Below are 17,355 nucleotides of genomic sequence, written 5' to 3' on the forward strand. Positions count from 1 at the left end.
GCGGGCTTAGGGGCGCAGATAGACCAGCGTGTTCCCGCGCCCGACATAGGACAGCTCCATCCGCCCCCCGTCCACCGACACAAGGGCGTAGCACTGCTGATCCGCCGGATCGCCGCCCATCTGTTGCAGCCCCAGATAGACGCCGCCCTCCGCCCCGCCACAGGCCTCTGACAGGGTCATCACCGACACCCGCATCACCTCGCCGCCGTAACGGTCGGTCTGTTCCGAACCCGCGATCTCGATCACCGATTGCGGATCGTCGGCGCTGACCCAGATCCCCTGCATCGCCGCGCGCTCGGCGGCAAAGGGATCCTCGCCCGGTTCCAGCGATGCAATCGCCGCCTCGGCGGTGATATCGCCGAAGAACAGCAGATCGCCGGACACACGCAGCGGCGCCCCCTGCGGCAGCGCCGCCATCGCCTCCAGCGCGGCGGGGTTGCTTGCCCCGGCGCGATAGGCGATCCAGCGCGCCCCGTCGGCATAGAAGGTGCAGCCCTCGCCCCCTTCGGTCATCCCGCAGCCCTGCAGGATCGCGTTCACGAAAAAGGGCTCGCCCGCCTGCCCGCGCTCAAAGCTGGGGATGGCGGCGGCGGCCATCAGGCCCGCCACATCCTCGGCCTGCAGCGGGATTTCGTCAAAAGGCGCATCGGCGGGGGTGGCGGCGACCTCACCCTTCACGGGCGCAGTGTCGGGCGCAGTGTCGGTGAGCCGAAAGGTGAAATCCGGCGCCTCCGGCCCGGTGTCGATATGCGCGAAGGACCGCGCCTCCGCCCCCAGCGCCGCGCAATCGCCATCCGCCCTGGGCAGGGTGAAGGCCTGTTCCTGCGTGCAGAAACTGTAACCTTCACCGGCAAAGGCGTCATCGCCCGACAGCGTGTAATAGTAATGCCGCTGCGTCAGCGCGCCCGCCTGCACCACCGCACAGGCCCCGGGTTCGATCCCCCACCAGCCTTCGGTCGTCCAGCTTTCCCCGTCCGCATAGGCGATGGCGACCGAGGCCCGCGCCGCCCCATCATTGCACAAGGTCAACCCCGCCTCTGCCGGACCCGCAGCAGCAACGACCGCCAGAACAAACAGACCCACACGCATGGCACCCTCGATTCTGCACCCCGCCGCCATCATGGCCGACGCAGGCGCCCTGTCCAGCGGCACAAGGCGCGGGGCTCGGCCTATTCCGCGGCGGGCTTGCGCGCGCTTGGCTTGGCTGCGGCCTTCGCCTTCGCCTTGGGCGCGGCCTTGGCGGCCTTGGGTTTCGCCGCGGCCTTCGGCTTGGCGGCGGCGGCCTTGGGCTTTGCCGCCTTCTTGCCGCCCGACTTGCCCGCCTTCTCGGCGATCAGCGCCAGCGCCTCGTCCAGCGTCACCGCTTCGGGTTCCACGCCCTTTGGCAGGGTGGCATTCACCTTGGCCCATTTGACATAAGGCCCGTATTTGCCGGGCATCACCTGCACCTCGCCGCCATCGGGATGCGCGCCCAGCACCCGCAGCGGCCCGGCAGGCGCCGACGCGCCACGCCCGCGCGTGGCCTTCTGCGCCAGAACCTCCACCGCGCGGTTCATCCCGATGGTGAAGACCTCCTCGACATCCGGGATGTTGGCATAGACGGCCCCATGCTTCACATAAGGCCCGAACCGCCCGATCCCCGCCTCCACCAGCACACCATCCGCCGGATGCGGCCCGATCGGGCGCGGCAGGTTCAACAGCTGCAGCGCCCGCTCCAGCGTCATGCTATCGGGCGTCCAGCCCTTGGGCAGGCTTGCGCGCGGCGGCTTGGGATTGACCTCGCTCGCCTCGCCCTTCTGGACATAAGGCCCGAACCGCCCCGCCCGCAGCGTGATCGGCTGGCCATCCGCATCCTGCCCCAGCACCGTGCCATCGGCCGAGATCGCGCCGCCCTCATCGCCCCCCCCGATGGGGCGCGTATAGCGACATTCGGGATAGTTCCCGCAGCCGATGAAGGCCCCGCCCGACCGCGCCGTCTTCAGATGCAGCCGCCCGTTGCCGCAGACCGGGCAGACCCGCGGATCCGACCCATCCGCCCGCGCCGGATAGAGATGCGGGCCAAGGAATTCGTCAATCTTTTCCAGCACCTCGCTGATGCGCAGATCCGCCGTCTCGGCAATCGCCGCGCTGAAATCGCGCCAGAACTGCGACAGCACCTCCTTGTAATCCCGCTCCCCGGCCGAGACGTCGTCAAGCTGCGTCTCCAGCGCGGCGGTGAAATCGAAATCCACATAGCGGCGGAAGTAGTTGGTCAGGAAGGCCGTCACCAGCCGCCCCTTGTCTTCCGGGATCAGGCGGTTCTTGTCCTTGCGCACATATTCGCGGTCCTGGATCGTGCCGATGATGCTGGCATAGGTGGAGGGCCGCCCGATCCCCAGCTCTTCCATCCGCTTGACCAGCGTCGCCTCGGTATAGCGCGGCGGGGGCTGGGTGAAATGCTGCTCCGGGCTGACCCCGCGCTTTTCGACCCCCTCGCCCTGCATCACCTGCGGCAGGCGCCCCTCATCCTCGCCATCGTCATCGCGCCCCTCGTCATAGACGGCGAGGAAGCCGTCAAACAGCACCACCTGCCCGTTGGCCCGCAGCATCACCTCGCCATCCGCCGACCCGACATCGACCGCCGTCCGCTCCAGCCGTGCCGCCGCCATCTGGCTTGCAATCGTCCGCTTCCAGATCAGCTCATAGAGCTTTTTCTGATCCGCCTCGACCAAGCGCAGCTTCTCAGGTCCCGCCGACATGTCGGTGGGCCGGATGCACTCATGCGCCTCCTGCGCGTTCTTGGCCTTGTTCTTGTACATGCGCGGGCTGTCCGGCACATAGGTCGGCCCGAAACGCCGCTTGATCTCGTCCCGCGCGGCCATCACCGCCTCGGGGGCCATGTCGATGCCGTCGGTCCGCATATAGGTGATGTGGCCCGCCTCATAGAGACGTTGCGCCGCGCTCATCGTGGCCTTGGCGCCCATGCCGTATTTCCGGCTCGCCTCCTGCTGCAGGGTCGATGTCATGAAGGGCGGCCAGGGGTTGCGCGTGGCGGGCTTTGCCTCCACCGACTGCACGGTCAATGTCCGGGAAGTGACAGCCTTCACCGCCAATTCCGCCGCTTCCGCCGTCGGAATATCGAATTTTGAAAGCTTCTTGCCCCCCAGAACCGTCAGCGTGGCCTCGAACTCCTGCCCGCGCGGGGTGGCCAGCACGGCCTTCACCGTCCAGTATTCCTGCGCGCGGAAGGCCTCGATCTCCATCTCGCGCTCGACGATCAGCCGCAGGCAGACGGATTGCACCCGCCCCGCCGATTTCGCCCCCGGCAGCTTGCGCCACAGGACGGGCGACAGGGTGAATCCCACCAGGTAATCCAGCGCGCGGCGGGCGAGATAGGCCTCGACCAGCGCCTCATCCACCTCGCGCGGTTCCTGCATCGCACGGGTCACCGCATCCTTGGTGATCGCGTTGAAGGTCACCCGCGCGACCTTCTTCCCCTTCTTGATTGACGCGGCCAGCGCCTCCTTCAGATGCCAGGAAATCGCCTCGCCTTCCCGGTCAGGGTCGGTGGCAAGGATCAGCGTGTCGTCGGATTTCAGCGCTTCGGCAATGGCACGGACATGCTTTTTCGACTCGGCCGCCACCTCCCATTCCATGCGGAAATCCTGCTCGGGATCGACAGACCCATCTTTCGGCGGCAGGTCGCGCACATGGCCGTAAGAGGCAAGAACCGTGAAATCGGGGCCGAGATACTTGTTGATCGTCTTGGCCTTCGCCGGGCTTTCCACAACGACAACAGCCATAAAGACATCCCCTATCCGACCCGAAGCAACAGCGCGGCACCATGTGGGGGAACCTCGGCGCTTGTCAATGCAGCCCGGTGTCCGCAAACGGCCGTCGGGAATGTGGACGCGGGGTCGATGGCAGCGGCTGGCGCCACAGGCCGGGCGGGCGCGCCGCGCCGCCAATCATCGGGGGCTTTGCGACAGAACGGCGCGGCCCCGCGACAGGATGGCACCGTGGCCTTGCGGCGGCGGGGCAGAAGAGCCCGCGTCACAGCAGGCGGCGGCCGGGCGGCGCGGCAGCGACCTCGCACGTTCACGCCGCGGCACGGGCAAAGCGCAAGGGTGCAAGGGCGTGCGATGGGTACGGGCTTGCGGGCAGCACGGCTGGGCCACGGCACCCAGCGCCAAAGTCCGCCAAGGCAAGGGTCCGGCCCTGCACGTCGAGCGCTTCGGCACAGCGTGGCGGCAGGGCAGCGTGACGCTGGCATGGATAAAGCAGCGGCATGGGCATACTGCGGCATGGGTGACGGTGCATGGGTTGACGGGGGCGTGGGTTGACGGGCGCGTGGGTTGCAGCGGCACGTGTTGATCAGGGCAAGGCTTGAGGGAGCGCGGGTTGACGGGAGCGCGGGTTGATCAGGGCAAGGGTTGCTGGGGGCAAGGATTGCCGGAGCCACCGATTAAAGGACACGGCATATCTTAAGGGCAGCACGTCGCAGGCCACGGCATAGTGTCAGGACGGCCGCTAGGGTCGCCATGCGGTCATGTTGGCCATCCCGTTGTGTTGGCCACCCCGCCATGTTTGCCACGCCGCCATATTCGCCATTCGGCCATGTTCGCCACATGACCATGTTCGCCACCCCGCCAAGTGCACCACACCGCCGTGTTCGCCACGCCGTCATCCTTGCCACGGGGGCCATGTTCCCGGGGTCGCAACCACCGATACCGATCTGCCGCGTTCGGCCCGGATCGCGCGGATCTGCCGCGCCCCGGTCGGTGCGGCAAAACCCCCGACATTGCAGCAGGACCCCGCCGATCGCCGGCCGTCCCCCCGCAATCATCCAAGGGGCAAGGCGGGGCCGCCCGCCGCGCCATCTGGAACAGTCGGCACCCGCCCCCTCAGCACCGCGACAAAAGGCCACCCGCATGGCGCAAGACCTGCCCCTCCACCTCCAGCGCGACGAGTTCGCGCGCCACCGTCTCGGTCGGCAGGTCAAGATCACGGATCAACTGATCCTCGGGCACGGCATTTGGCCCCAGCCGATCCAGAATCATCCGATGCAGCACCGCCGTTTCGGCCAGCGACCGCGTGGCGGGAACAGGCCCCGGCAAAGTGCCGGCAAGGCCTGACACAGGCCGCATCGCGGGCGCCTTCACCGCCGCCCCGACAGAGCCGGAGGGCAGCCCGGTCGTTTCGGCCAGCGGGCGCCTATCCGTGACAGAGCGGCCCGCATCGGAACGCATCATTTCTGGCGCCGCCGCGGCCACCCCGTCGGACGCAGCGGCCTCAACCGGCCCGCCACCACGTCGCTGGTCGCCGGGTCGCGCGCGGGCTTCCGAACGCGCCGCCACGACGGCAGACCTGTCCCCTCCCGGTCGTCCATCGCCCTCACCCGCCCCGGCGGCGGGCGCGTCCGATCCCCCGGAAGCGCCGCCACCGACCGGTGTCGCCTGCACCGGCCCAGGCCGTTCCACCACCGCTGACCGGGCAACCGGCGCCACAGACACGCAACCGGGACCGCCACCCGCATCCGCCACAAGACCCGCACCCGCAGCAGGTCCCGCCATCGCCGCGCCGTCCAGCACGATGCCGCCCGCGCCCATGTTCCCCAGGGCCTCCAGCACGTCCTCAGCGCTCCGCACCAGCACCGCGCCATCCCGGATCAGCATGTTGCACCCCGCCGCCCGCGCATCGAATGGATGCCCCGGCACGGCAAACACATCGCGCCCCAGATCCAGCGCATCCCGCGCGGTGATCAGACTGCCAGACCGCGCCGCCGCCTCCACCACCACGACCGCGCGCGCCAGCCCCGCGATGATCCGGTTGCGCAGCGGGAAATGCCGCGCCTGCGGGACCAACCCCATCGGCTGTTCCGACAGCAGGCACCCTTCCCGGGCGATCCGGGCCGCCAGCGCCACGTTCTCCTCGGGATAGATGACATCCACCCCGCCCGCCATCACCGCCACCGTGCCCGTCTCCAGCGCGGCGAGATGCGCCTCGGTGTCGATCCCGCGCGCAAGGCCCGACACCACCACCTGCCCCGCCTCGCCCAGTTCCTTGGACAGCCGCCGCGCCATCCGCACGCCAAGCGACGAGGCATTCCGCGCCCCCACGATCGCGATCGCCGGGCGCGACAGCAGCGCCACATCGCCCAGCGCCCACAGAACCGGCGGCGCATCCGGCATCCCCTCCAGCGCCGCCGGATAGCCCGCGCCCCCCGGCACGATCATCCGCGCCCCGGCCAGCCGCGCCTGCGCCATCTCGTGCCGCGCCACCTCTACCGGGCAGGGGGCGTAATCCGCCACGCCCGCCGCGCGCGCCACATCCGGCAGGGCCGCCAGCGCCGCCCGCACGCTGCCATGTTCCGCCACCAGCCGATGAAACGTCACCGCCCCCACCCGCCGCGACCGGATCAGCCGCAGCCGATCCACCGGATCGTCATCCTGAAAATCCCGCATCTGGCCCGCCTTCTGCTGCCCTGTCCCCCAAGTTTGAAGCCGATTCCTTAATTCGCCGTGAATCCCCGCCCCCTTTCCGGGTGCGACGGAAATGCCCGCGCCGCTGTCGCCTTCGTCATTGAAGCCGCAGCGAAAGTTTGATCAAATGGTGATGATGTCTTGGGTCCGCGCCGGGCCCCCTTGGATGGAGCCTTGCCATGCTGAACGCCGAAGTCGCCCGCCGCCGGGATGAAGCCATTTCCCGCGGTGTGGGCATGATGACCCAGATCTACGCCGACCGCGCGCTGAACGCGGAAATCTGGGATATCGAAGGCAACCGCTACATCGACTTTGCCGCCGGCATCGCCGTGGTGAACACCGGCCATTGCCACCCCAAGGTCATGGCCGCCGTGACCGAACAGATGTCGCGCTTCACCCATACCTGCCATCAGGTCCTGCCTTACGAAAACTACATCCGTCTGGCCGAACGTCTTAACGCCGCCGTTCCGGGTGATTTCCCGAAAAAGACGATCTTCGTGACCACGGGCGCCGAAGCCTGCGAGAACGCGGTCAAGATCGCCCGCATCGCCACCGGCCGGAACGCCGTCATCGCCTTTGGCGGCGGCTTCCACGGCCGCACCTTCATGGGCATGTCCCTGACCGGCAAGGTGGAGCCCTACAAGAAAGGCTTCGGCGCGATGATGCCCGACGTCTTCCACGTCCCCTTCCCGATGGGGCCGCATGGCATTTCGACCGAGGATTCGCTCAAGGGCATCGAAAAGCTCTTCAAGGCCGATCTCGACCCGGCCCGCGTGGCCGCCATCGTGTTTGAACCCGTCCAGGGCGAAGGCGGCTTCTACGAGGCGCCGACCGACCTCGTCCGCGCGATCCGCGCGCTGTGCGACAAGCATGGCATCGTGATGATCGCCGATGAGGTGCAAACCGGCTTCGCCCGCACCGGCAACCTCTTTGCGATGCAGATGCATGGCGTGGCCGCGGACCTTACCACCATGGCCAAGGGCCTTGCGGGCGGCCTGCCGCTCGCCGCTGTCACCGGCCGCGCCGACCTGATGGATGCCGCCAATCCCGGCGGCCTCGGCGGCACCTATGCGGGCAACCCGCTGGGCATCGCCGCCTCTCATGCCGTGCTTGACGTGATTGAGGAAGAACAGCTCTGCGCCCGCGCCAATGAACTGGGCTCGCGGCTCAAGCAGCGGCTCGAGGCGATCCGCTCCACCACCCCCGAAATCAGCGATATCCGCGGTCCGGGCTTCATGGTGGCAGTGGAATTCGCCAACCCGTCGAACCACGAACCCGATGCCGGCTTCACCGGCCGCGTGCGGATGGAGGCGCTGAAGCGCGGCCTGATCCTGCTCACCTGCGGCGTCTATGGCAACGTGATCCGCTTCCTCGCGCCCATCACCATCCCCGACGCGCATTTCGCCGAAGCGATGGATATCCTCGAAGAGGCCGTCGCCGCCGCCCGTCAGGCCTGATCGCGGGGTGGCCGGCGCCGATTGGGTATTTATTGCCAAGATGAAGCGGGGGCCGTTCCAACTGGAATGGCCCTTTCGCTTGCGCTAAGCCACAAGCATGCAGCTGTCTGCCGCCATATCCGGCTTCCGTCTGACCGATGTTTCCGTCGAACTGGGCGGTCGGTCGGTGCTGTCCGGCCTGTCCCTGACCCTGACCGAGGCGCGCATCGGCATCCTCGGGCGCAACGGATCGGGCAAGACCACGCTCCTGCGCCTGCTGGCCGGGCTGATCGCGCCCAAGGCGGGCCAGCTGACGCTTGACGGCATCGACCCCTTCCGCGACCGCAAGGCCGCGCTCGGGCGGCTTGGCATCCTGTTCCAGAACCCCGATCACCAGATCCTCTTTCCCACGGTGATCGAGGAACTGGCCTTCGGCCTGCGCCAGCAAGGCCGGACCGAGGCCGAGGCACGGGCCATCGCGCGCACCCGGCTGGCGGCCGAGGGCCGCGCCCATTGGGCCGAGGCCGCCACCGCCACGCTGAGCCAAGGCCAGCGGCACTGGCTCTGCCTGCAGGCGGTGCTGCTGATGGAACCCGGCACCATCCTTCTGGACGAACCCTTCGCCGGGCTCGATCTGCCCAGCCAGATCCGCCTGTCCCGCCATCTTGCCGCCCTGCCGCAGCGCCTGATCACCGTCACCCATGACCCGGCCAGCCTGTCCGCCGCCGACCGCATCCTCTGGCTCGACGGTGGCCGCGTCGTCCAGGACGGCCCACCCGCCGCCGTGCTGCCCGCCTTCACCGCCGCGATGGACCGTCTGGCCGCGGCCGACCGCGACGCCGCCCTCCCCGATATGACCCCACCCGCCACCACCCAGCCAGCCAGCCAGACTGACTGACTACTGACGTCCGGATCCGCGCCCATGCTCGCCCTCACCTCGCCCGTGGCAACCCCGCTCCATCGCCTGCCCGCAGGGGCAAAGCTGGCAGCGCTGGCGCTGTTCACCGCCGCGCTGTTCCGGTTTGACACCCTGCCCGCGCTGGCCGCCGCCCTTGGCACCGTCGCCGCGCTGCACCTGCCGGGGGGCCTGCCCTTTGCCAGCCATGCCCTGCGCCTGTTGCGCCCGCTCTGGCCCTTCGTGCTGATCCTCATCCTGTGGCATCTCTGGACCGATGACCTGCGCGGCGGCAGCGCCCTCCTGCTGCGCCTCATCACCGCCGTGGCCGCGGCCAACCTCGTCACCATGACGACGCGCCTCTCCGACATGATCGCCGTGATCGAAGGCCTCGCCGCCCCGCTCGCCCGCCTCGGCCTGCCGCCGCGCACCCTTGCCCTGGCCATCGCGCTGACCATCCGCTTCCTGCCCGTCCTCTCCGACCGCCTGTCGCGCATCACCGAAGCCTGGCGCGCCCGCTCCGCCCGGCGGCCCGGCTGGCGCATCCTCGTGCCCGCCACGCTCGCCACCCTCGACGATGCCGATCAGGTGGCCGAGGCCTTGCGGGCGCGCGGCGGCGCAGGCTAGATGCCCGCCACACAGAAGGAGACACCCATGGAACGCAGCCTGTCCCACATCGCCCTCTTCGCCGCGCTGATCGCGGTCTTGGGCTTCGTGCCGCAGATCATGCTGGCGACGGGCGTGCCGATCACGGCCCAGAGCCTCGGCATCATGCTCTGCGGCACCGTGCTGGGGGCCAAGCGCGGCGCGCTGGCAGTGCTTTTGTTCCTGCTGCTCGTCGCGCTGGGATTGCCGCTTCTGTCGGGCGGGCGCGGGGGCCTGGGCGTCTTCGCCTCGCCCACGGTGGGCTTCCTCATGGGCTTTCCCATCGCCGCCTTCGTGGCCGGGCTGGTGGTGGAACGCAGCCGCGCCCCCATCGGCCTTGCCGCAGGACTGGGGGCCTTTCTCGGCGGTGTCCTCGTGCTCTATGCCTTCGGCATCACCGGGATGGCGATCATGCTGGGCAAAAGCTGGCCAGAGGCGGCGCTCCTGATCACCGCCTACCTGCCGGGCGACGCGATCAAGGTGGTGCTCACGGGCCTCATCACCCACAGCCTCGCCCGGATGCGCCCGGGCTTCCTGCCCACACGCCACTGATCCCACCACAAGGACGCATGGCAAAAAGGGCGGCCCCCCGGCCGCCCTTTTCGATTTTTAGCAGGAAAATCGCCCTTCCCCGCCACGCATCAACCCGCGCTCAGTGGACAGGACAGCCCTCCTGCGATTTTTCGCAGGAAAATCGCGCCCTACCGCACCTTCAGCGTGGCCAGCCCCACCAGCGCAAGGATCAGCGAGATGATCCAGAACCGGATCACGATCTGCGGCTCGGCCCAGCCCTTCTTCTCGAAATGGTGGTGGATCGGCGCCATCAGGAAGACGCGCTTCCCCGTCGCCTTGAAATAGGCGACCTGGATGATCACGCTCAGGGCCTCCACCACGAACAGCCCGCCCACGATCGCCAGCACGATCTCATGCTTGGTGCAGACGGCGATCGCGCCCAGCGCGCCACCCAGCGCGAGCGACCCGGTATCCCCCATGAACACCGCCGCAGGCGGGGCGTTGTACCACAGAAACCCCATGCCGCCGCCGAACAGCGCCGCGCAGAAGATCAAAAGCTCGCCCGTGCCGGGCACGAAATGCACCCCCAGATACTCGGTGTAATTGGCGTTCCCCACCACATAGGCGATCACGCCAAAGGTGCCCGCCGCGATCATCACCGGCATGATGGCCAGACCATCCAGCCCATCCGTCAGGTTCACCGCATTGGCCGCGCCCACGATCACCACCATCCCGAAGGGGATGAAGAAGATCCACAGGTTCAAAAGCAGATCCTTGAAGAACGGAAATGCCAGCTGGTTGGTCAACGGCCCGGGATGAAAGCTTGACGCCGCATAGCTGGCCAGCGCCGCGATCAACAACCCCGCCCCGAACCGCACCCGCCCCGGCACGCCCTTGGTGTTCTGCTTGGTGACCTTGGCATAGTCATCGGCAAAGCCGATCAGGCCAAAGGCCAGCGTCACCAGCAGCACGATCCAGACATAAGGGTTGTCCCACCGCGCCCAGAGCAGGGTCGACACCATCAGCGCCGACAGGATCAAAAGCCCCCCCATCGTGGGCGTGCCTGCCTTGGCGAAATGGCTTTGCGGGCCGTCGTCGCGGATGGGCTGGCCCTTCTTCTGCCGCCGCCGCAACAGATCGATCAGCGGCCGCCCGAAGACGAAACCGAAGATCAGCGCCGTCAGGAAGGCCCCGCCCGCCCGCACCGTCTGATAGCGGAACAGGTTGAAGAAATCCCCGCCATCCGAAAAGGCCGTCAGCCAATAGAACATGTCATTCCGTCCCCGAGTTCCTTGGCGCCACCGCCTGCCCCAGTTTGCGCAGGCCGTCAACGACCAGACTGACCTTGGATCCCTTGGATCCCTTCACCAGCACAATATCCCCGGCATCGACCAGCGACCGCGCCCGCGGCGCAAGCTCCTCGGCCGTCTCCACCCACTGGCCACGCTGGCTGCGGGGCAGCCCCTGCCACAGCGCCCGCATCCGCGGGCCCACGCAATGGATCACCGTCACCGCCGCCAGCCCCGGATGGCGCGCGATGGCCGCGTGCAGATCGGCCTCCGTCGGCCCCAGTTCCAGCATGTCGCCCAAGACCGCGATCCGCCGCCCCGTGGCCAGCCGCCCCTTGCCGTTTTCGGGCTCCGCCGCGATCAGCACATCCAGCGCCGCCGCCATGCTGGCGGGATTGGCGTTGAAGGCATCGTCGATCAGATCGAACCCCGTCTCGTCCAGCGCATCCAGCACGATCCGTTCGCGCGTGCCGCGCCCGCGCGGCGGCGACCACTGGCCGATATCGCAGGCAGAAATCGCCGTGTCGCACCCCATCGCCTCAGCCACCGCCAGCGCGGCGGTCGCATTGGCCGCGAAATGCCGCCCCGGCGACTGCACCTTGAACAGGATGGGCACGCCCCGCCGCGTGGCGCGCACCACCGTCGTCTCGCCCGCGATCTCGACCGACAGGATGCGCCAATCCGCCCCCGCATCGGTGCCAAACAGCACCACCCGCGCGCCCACTGCCGCCGCCTTGGCCCGCAGGATCGGCGCCGTGGCGATATCGGCATTCAGCACGGCCACGCCACCGGGGCGCAGGCCATCAAGGATCGACGCCTTCTCCTGCGCGATCCCCTCGATGCTCTCGAACGCCTCCAGATGCGCGGGCGCCACCGTGGTGATCATCGCCACATCCAGATCGGCCATCCGCGCCAGGGGCGCGATCTCGCCGGGATGGTTCATCCCGATCTCGATCACGGCGAATTCCGTCTCCTGCGGCATCCGGGCCAGCGTCAGGGGCACGCCCCAATGGTTGTTGTAACTGGCCTCGGCCGCATGGACGCGCCCCTGCCCGCCAAGGATGGCGCGCAGCATCTCCTTGGTCGATGTCTTGCCCACCGATCCGGTGATCCCCACCACCCGCGCCCGCGTCCGCGCCCGCGCCGCGCGGCCCAGATCCTCCAGCGCGCGCAGCACATCCGGCACCACCAGAAGCGGCGCATCCTCCGCCACGCCCTCCGGGATCCGCGACACCAGGGCCGCCGCCGCCCCCTTCGCCAGCGCGGCCGCCACGAAATCATGCCCGTCGCGCACGTCCCGCAATGCCACGAACAGCTCGCCCGGCCGCAGCGTGCGCGTGTCGATCGACACGCCCGAGGCCGCCCAACCCCGCGTCACCCGCCCGCCCGTCGCCGCCGCCGCCGCATCCGAAGTCCACAACGCCATCAGATCACCCCGTCCAAGGCCGCCACTGCGATGCTTGCCTGTTCCACATCGTCAAAGGGATAGACCTGCCCCGCGATGATCTGCCCCGTCTCATGCCCCTTGCCCGCGATCAGCAGCGCATCGCCCGGCCCCAGCGCATCCACCCCGCGCAGGATCGCCTCGGCCCGGTCGCCCACCTCATTGGCCTCCGGGCAGGCCGCCATGATGGCGGCACGGATCGTGGCCGGATCCTCGCTGCGCGGATTGTCATCCGTCACGAACAGCACATCGGCAAATTCCCGCGCCGCCGCCCCCATCAGGGGCCGCTTGCCCCGGTCCCGGTCGCCCCCCGCGCCAAAGACGATGACGATCCGCCCCATAACATGCGGGCGCAGCGCCCGCAGCGCGGTGGCAATCGCATCCGGCGTATGGGCGTAATCGACAAAGACCGCCGCCCCGTTCGCCCGCGTCGCCGCAAGCTGCATCCGCCCCCGCACCCCCACAAGCTTGGGCAGCACCTCGAAAACCTCGGCCGGAACCCCGCCCGCCGCGATCACCAACCCCGCCGCCAGCGCCACATTCTCGGCCTGAAAACCGCCGATCAGCGCCAGCCGCGCCTGATGCGCCTGCAGCCCCTGCCAGACATAGCGCACCTCCTGCCCCGTGGCCTCGGCCCGGCTCCCGGTGATCCTCAGATCGCAGCCATCGGCATGTCCCACGGTCAGCACGCGCTGGCCGCGGGCGCGCGCCACTTCGGCCATGCGCGCGCCGTTCGGATCGTTCACATTGACCACCGCCACCCCATCATCGGGCAGCACCCGGCCGAACAGCTCCGCCTTGGCGGCGAAATAGGCCTCCATCGTGCCGTGATAATCCAGATGGTCCTGCGTGAAATTGGTGAACCCCGCCGCCGCCAGCCGCACCCCATCCAGCCGCCGCTGGTCCAACCCGTGGGACGAGGCTTCCATCGCCGCATGGGTCACCCCCGCCGCCGCCGCCTGCGCCAGCATCGCGTGCAGGGTGATTGCATCGGGCGTCGTATGCGATGACGGCGCCGACCACGCGCCTTCCACGCCCGTCGTCCCGATGTTGATCGCCGGATGTCCCAGCGCCGCCCAGATCTGCCGGGTGAAGGTCGCAACGGATGTCTTGCCGTTCGTCCCGGTCACCGCGACCATGGTCGCGGGCTGTGCCCCGAACCACAGCGCCGCCGCGCCCGCCAGCGCGGCCCGCACATCCTCGGCCACCACCAGCGCGGCATCGCTGCCCGCCAGCGCCTCGGACGCGATCCGCGCGCCCGCCGCATCCGTCAACACCGCCGCCGCGCCCATCCGCAAGGCCGGGCCGATGAACGCGGCCCCGTGCTGCGCCGCCCCCGGCAGGGCGGCGAACAGGAACCCGTCCTTCACCGCCCGGCTGTCCAGCGTGATGCCGCTCAGCACCGGGTCGCGCCCGCCCCGCGCCGCCAGACCGAGTTCCGAAAGTTTCCTGCCCCCGGCCATCTGCGCCCCTTACCCGTCTGCCTCAGTTCGCGACGGCTGTTAGCTCATCCACTGGCGGGGGTTCAACCACCGGCCGCAGACCCAGGAGCGGGGCCGCCCGGCGGATGATCTCGCCCGCCACCGGCACCGCCGTCCACCCCGCCGTGCGGCGCGGCTCGCTGCCCGATGTCTCCACCGGCTCATCCAGCGTGACCACAAGCACATATTTCGGGTCATTGGCCGGGAACATGCTGGCGAATGTGTTCACCACCTTGTCCTCGTCATAACCGCCCTGCGCGTTGGGCTTTTCCGCTGTCCCGGTCTTGCCTGCCACCTGATAACCCGGCACATCGCCCAGCGTCGCCGTCCCCTCGGCCACCACGCCGCGCAGCATGTCGATCGACGCCGCCGCCGTCTCGGGGCTCATCACCCGCGCGCCGTTTTGCGGCACGCCCCCGCGCAACAGCGTGGGCGTCACCCGCACCCCGCCATTGGCAATCGCCGCATAGGCCACCGCCAGATGCATCGGGCTGGCCGATATGCCATGCCCGTACGAGGTGGTGATCGTCGTGATGTCCGGCCAGCGCTTCGGCACGATGGGCCGCGCCCCCGGCGCCTCCACCAGTTCGATCACCGTGGGATCCATGAACCCCAGCGACTGGAAGAACGCCGCCTGCCGCTCTGCCCCGATCATCAGCGCAAGGTTCGCCGTCCCCACGTTCGACGATTTCACGATCACATCATGCACCGAAAGCAGCGGGCCGTAATTCTTGTTCTGGAACTCGCGGATGGTGAAGCGGCCCCATTTGCGCGGCGCGTTGGCATCCACCATCGTATCGGGCGCCACCAGCCCAAGGTTCAGCGCATTGGCCGCGGTGAAGATCTTGAAGGTGGAGCCCAGCTCATACACCCCCTGCACCGCCCGGTTGAACAGCGGGCTGTCGCCCGGATCGCCCTTCACCAGCGGGTTCGGCCGGTCATTCGGATCAAACGCGGGCAGCGAGGCCAGCGACAGGATCTCGCCCGTCCGCACATCCATCAGGATCGCCGCCGCGCCCTTGGCATTCAGCATGGTCTTGCCGGTCTCAAGGATCTCTTCCACCGCCGCCTGCAGCGTCAGGTCGATCGACAGCGCCAGCGGCGTGCCCGCCTGCGCCGGGTCGCGCAGCCGTGCATCCAGCGCCTTCTCGATCCCCGCCGTCCCGATCACCTCGGCGCTCGACACGCCCTCGGCGCCGAAACTCGCCCCGCCCAGCACATGCGCGGCCAGCGTCCCGTTGGGGTAAAGCCGCATCTCGCGCGGCCCGAACAACAGCCCCGGATCGCCGATCTCATGCACCCGCTGCATCTGCTCGGGGCTCATCACCCGGCGGATCCACAGGAAGGACCGCCCGTCTGTCAGCCGCCGCTCCAGCGCCACGGGGTCGATCTCGGGGAAGATCTTCGCCAGTTCGCGCGCCACCCGCCCGGGATCGACCATGTCCTTGGGCTGGGCATAAAGCGAATTGGTCTGCATGTTCGTAGCCAGAATCCGGCCGTTGCGGTCGGTGATATCGGCCCGCGTCGCCATGATCTGCGCCCCGGCCGAGGCAGACCGCGGCTCCACCGGCTCGGTCGCGGCCAGAAGGCCCATCCGCGCCCCGATGGTGGAAAAGGCCGCCAGAAACCCAAGGCTCAGAAACAACAGCCGCACCTCCGCCCGCGCCCGGCTGCGGTCACGGATCTCCTCATGCCGCAGGCGCAGGTTCTCGCGTTCGATCGTGTCCGGGTTCTCGCCCTTCTGGCGGGCCAGCAGGATACGGGCAAGCGGGCGCAGGGGGGTGCGGATCATGGAAACTGTCCGTCAACGGGGCTCGGGGCCGGTTCGGTGGAAAACTGCCCGGTCACATCGACCGGGTTCGAGATATCGGGAAACAGGTCATCCCCCGGCAGCAGCATCGGCGCGGGATAGGACACCTGCGCCGCCGCACCGAACTGCACCGGCTCCAGCGGCAGCAGCCCCAGCCGGTCAAAGTTCAGCGTCGCCAGTTCGCGTAGCCGCTCGGGCCGGTTCAGATAGGCCCATTCCGCCCGCTGCAACGCCAGCGCCTCGCGCAAGCTGGCAATCTCGTTCTGCAACCGCCCCATGTCGCGCAGCGCGGCCTGCGTGGCATAGTTCTCGCGATAGGCCCAGAAGCACAGCGCCATCACGCCAAGGAAGGTGAGGACGAAAAACACAGGTCGCATCAGCGGCGTCCTTTCTTCGGTTGCAGGTCCGGCAGGCCCAGCGCCTCGGGCGCGATGGCCTGTGCCGGGGCATGGGTGCGGCGGGCCACGCGCAGCTTGGCGCTGCGGGCGCGCGGATTGGCGGCAAGCTCCGCCGCATCCGGAGCCACCGCCTTTTTGGTGATCATCTCGAAGCGCGCCGCCTGATCGGCCCGCGCGGGCGCATAGCGGTTGGCATTGGCCTCGGCCCCGCTCGCGATCTGGAAGAACCGCTTCACGATCCGGTCCTCAAGGCTGTGGAACGTCACCACCGCCAGCCGCCCGCCAGGCTTCAACGCCCGCTCCGCCGCCTGCAAGCCTCCGGCCAGACTGTCGAACTCCGTATTCACCGCGATGCGGATCGCCTGAAAGCTGCGCGTCGCCGGATGGCTCTGCCCGGGCTTCGGGCGCGGCAGGCATTTCGCCACGATCTCGGCCAGCCGCAGCGTCGTGGTGACAGGCTCCACCGCCCGCGCCTCGGCAATCGCCCGCGCGATCCGGCGCGAAGCCCGCTCTTCGCCATAATGATAGAGGATATCCGCCAGCACGCCCTCGGGCGCCGTGTTCACAAGATCCGCCGCGCTCGGCCCGTCCTGGCTCATCCGCATGTCGAGGGGGCCGTCCTTCTGGAACGAAAACCCCCGCTCCGCCCGGTCCAGCTGCATCGACGACACGCCCAGATCCAGCACGATCCCATCCAGCGGCCCGCACGCATGGGCATCGAGATCGGCGAAATTCCCCGCCACCAGCCGCAGCCGGCCCCCATAGGTCCCCGCCCATCCCGCCGCCATCTGCAAGGCCAGCGGATCGCGGTCCACCCCCGTCACCCGCGCCGCACCGGCCTCCAGCAACCCCCGCGCATAGCCACCCGCGCCAAAGGTGCCGTCCAGCCAGTCACCCGCAACCGGGGCCACAGCCTCCAGCAAGGGGCGCAAAAGCACCGGGATGTGGGGGATGCGACCGATCTCCTGATCGCTGTTGGCCAA

At 68.8% G+C, this 17,355-nt stretch carries 13 protein-coding genes and 1 pseudogene; 4 read left to right on the plus strand and 10 right to left on the minus strand.

The features are described 5' to 3' along the window. Positions 1-6: 6 nt before the first annotated feature. From GU920_RS01740 to dprA, 4 genes and pseudogenes are all read right to left on the minus strand, one after another. Positions 7-1,089 (minus strand): DUF1036 domain-containing protein, encoded by a 1,083-nt coding sequence (locus tag GU920_RS01740; RefSeq protein ID WP_161765262.1) that lies wholly within the window; start codon positions 1,087-1,089, stop codon positions 7-9. Between the two features lie 80 nt (positions 1,090-1,169). Beyond that, positions 1,170-3,782, minus strand: a complete 2,613-nt coding sequence (gene topA, locus GU920_RS01745) for a type I DNA topoisomerase (RefSeq protein ID WP_161765263.1) — start codon at positions 3,780-3,782, stop codon at positions 1,170-1,172. A gap of 1,101 nt (positions 3,783-4,883) precedes the next feature. Next, positions 4,884-5,588: a DprA-like winged helix domain-containing protein gene (locus GU920_RS19870; protein ID WP_394351547.1), complete on the minus strand. Its 705-nt coding sequence runs from the start codon at positions 5,586-5,588 to the stop codon at positions 4,884-4,886. A gap of 3 nt (positions 5,589-5,591) precedes the next feature. Beyond that, positions 5,592-6,443, minus strand: a pseudogene (gene dprA / locus GU920_RS19875) (DNA-processing protein DprA); the annotation flags it as partial. 197 nt (positions 6,444-6,640) lie between these two features. On the opposite strand from dprA, the gene GU920_RS01755 reads away from it, so the two are divergent. The 4 genes from GU920_RS01755 to GU920_RS01770 all read left to right on the plus strand — a co-directional run bounded on the left by GU920_RS01755 (position 6,641) and on the right by GU920_RS01770 (position 9,989). Beyond that, the gene (locus GU920_RS01755) at positions 6,641-7,918 is read left to right on the plus strand and encodes a 4-aminobutyrate--2-oxoglutarate transaminase (protein WP_161765264.1); all 1,278 of its coding nucleotides are present in this window, start codon (positions 6,641-6,643) and stop codon (positions 7,916-7,918) included. 97 nt (positions 7,919-8,015) lie between these two features. Beyond that, a complete protein-coding gene (locus tag GU920_RS01760) occupies positions 8,016-8,795 on the plus strand; it encodes an energy-coupling factor ABC transporter ATP-binding protein (protein ID WP_161765265.1) in 780 nt (259 codons plus the stop codon). Between the two features lie 24 nt (positions 8,796-8,819). Then, the gene (locus tag GU920_RS01765) at positions 8,820-9,419 is read left to right on the plus strand and encodes an energy-coupling factor transporter transmembrane component T family protein (protein WP_161765266.1); all 600 of its coding nucleotides are present in this window, start codon (positions 8,820-8,822) and stop codon (positions 9,417-9,419) included. 27 nt (positions 9,420-9,446) lie between these two features. Continuing rightward, positions 9,447-9,989, plus strand: coding sequence for a biotin transporter BioY (locus GU920_RS01770; RefSeq protein ID WP_161765267.1), 543 nt, complete (start codon positions 9,447-9,449; stop codon positions 9,987-9,989). Positions 9,990-10,138: 149 nt separating this feature from the next. Here GU920_RS01770 and mraY read toward each other — a convergent pair whose 3' ends face one another. Genes mraY through rsmH form a run of 6 tightly spaced genes read right to left on the minus strand, consistent with a single transcriptional unit; the run spans position 10,139 to position 17,355 of the window. Continuing rightward, positions 10,139-11,221 (minus strand): phospho-N-acetylmuramoyl-pentapeptide-transferase, encoded by a 1,083-nt coding sequence (mraY, locus tag GU920_RS01775; protein WP_161765268.1) that lies wholly within the window; start codon positions 11,219-11,221, stop codon positions 10,139-10,141. A 1-nt stretch (position 11,222) separates the two neighbouring features. Further along, positions 11,223-12,668 carry a UDP-N-acetylmuramoyl-tripeptide--D-alanyl-D-alanine ligase gene (locus tag GU920_RS01780; RefSeq protein ID WP_161766476.1) on the minus strand — a complete coding sequence of 482 codons (1,446 nt, stop codon included), beginning with the start codon at positions 12,666-12,668 and terminating at the stop codon, positions 11,223-11,225. Further along, positions 12,665-14,146 carry a UDP-N-acetylmuramoyl-L-alanyl-D-glutamate--2,6-diaminopimelate ligase gene (locus GU920_RS01785; RefSeq protein ID WP_161765269.1) on the minus strand — a complete coding sequence of 494 codons (1,482 nt, stop codon included), beginning with the start codon at positions 14,144-14,146 and terminating at the stop codon, positions 12,665-12,667. The genes GU920_RS01780 and GU920_RS01785 overlap by 4 nt, the downstream gene beginning before the upstream one ends. Before the next feature lie 22 nt (positions 14,147-14,168). After that, entirely contained in the window at positions 14,169-15,956 is a 1,788-nt protein-coding gene (locus tag GU920_RS01790) for a peptidoglycan D,D-transpeptidase FtsI family protein (RefSeq protein WP_161765270.1), read from the minus strand. After that, on the minus strand, positions 15,953-16,351 hold the full coding sequence (ftsL, locus tag GU920_RS01795; RefSeq protein WP_161765271.1) for a cell division protein FtsL: 399 nt from the start codon (positions 16,349-16,351) through the stop codon (positions 15,953-15,955). Before ftsL ends, GU920_RS01790 begins: the two co-directional genes overlap by 4 nt. Beyond that, positions 16,351-17,355 (minus strand): 16S rRNA (cytosine(1402)-N(4))-methyltransferase RsmH, encoded by a 1,005-nt coding sequence (gene rsmH / locus GU920_RS01800; protein WP_161765272.1) that lies wholly within the window; start codon positions 17,353-17,355, stop codon positions 16,351-16,353. The genes ftsL and rsmH overlap by 1 nt, the downstream gene beginning before the upstream one ends.

Source organism: Paragemmobacter ruber (genome assembly GCF_009908315.1).
In the GTDB taxonomy this organism is placed as follows: domain Bacteria; phylum Pseudomonadota; class Alphaproteobacteria; order Rhodobacterales; family Rhodobacteraceae; genus Paragemmobacter; species Paragemmobacter ruber.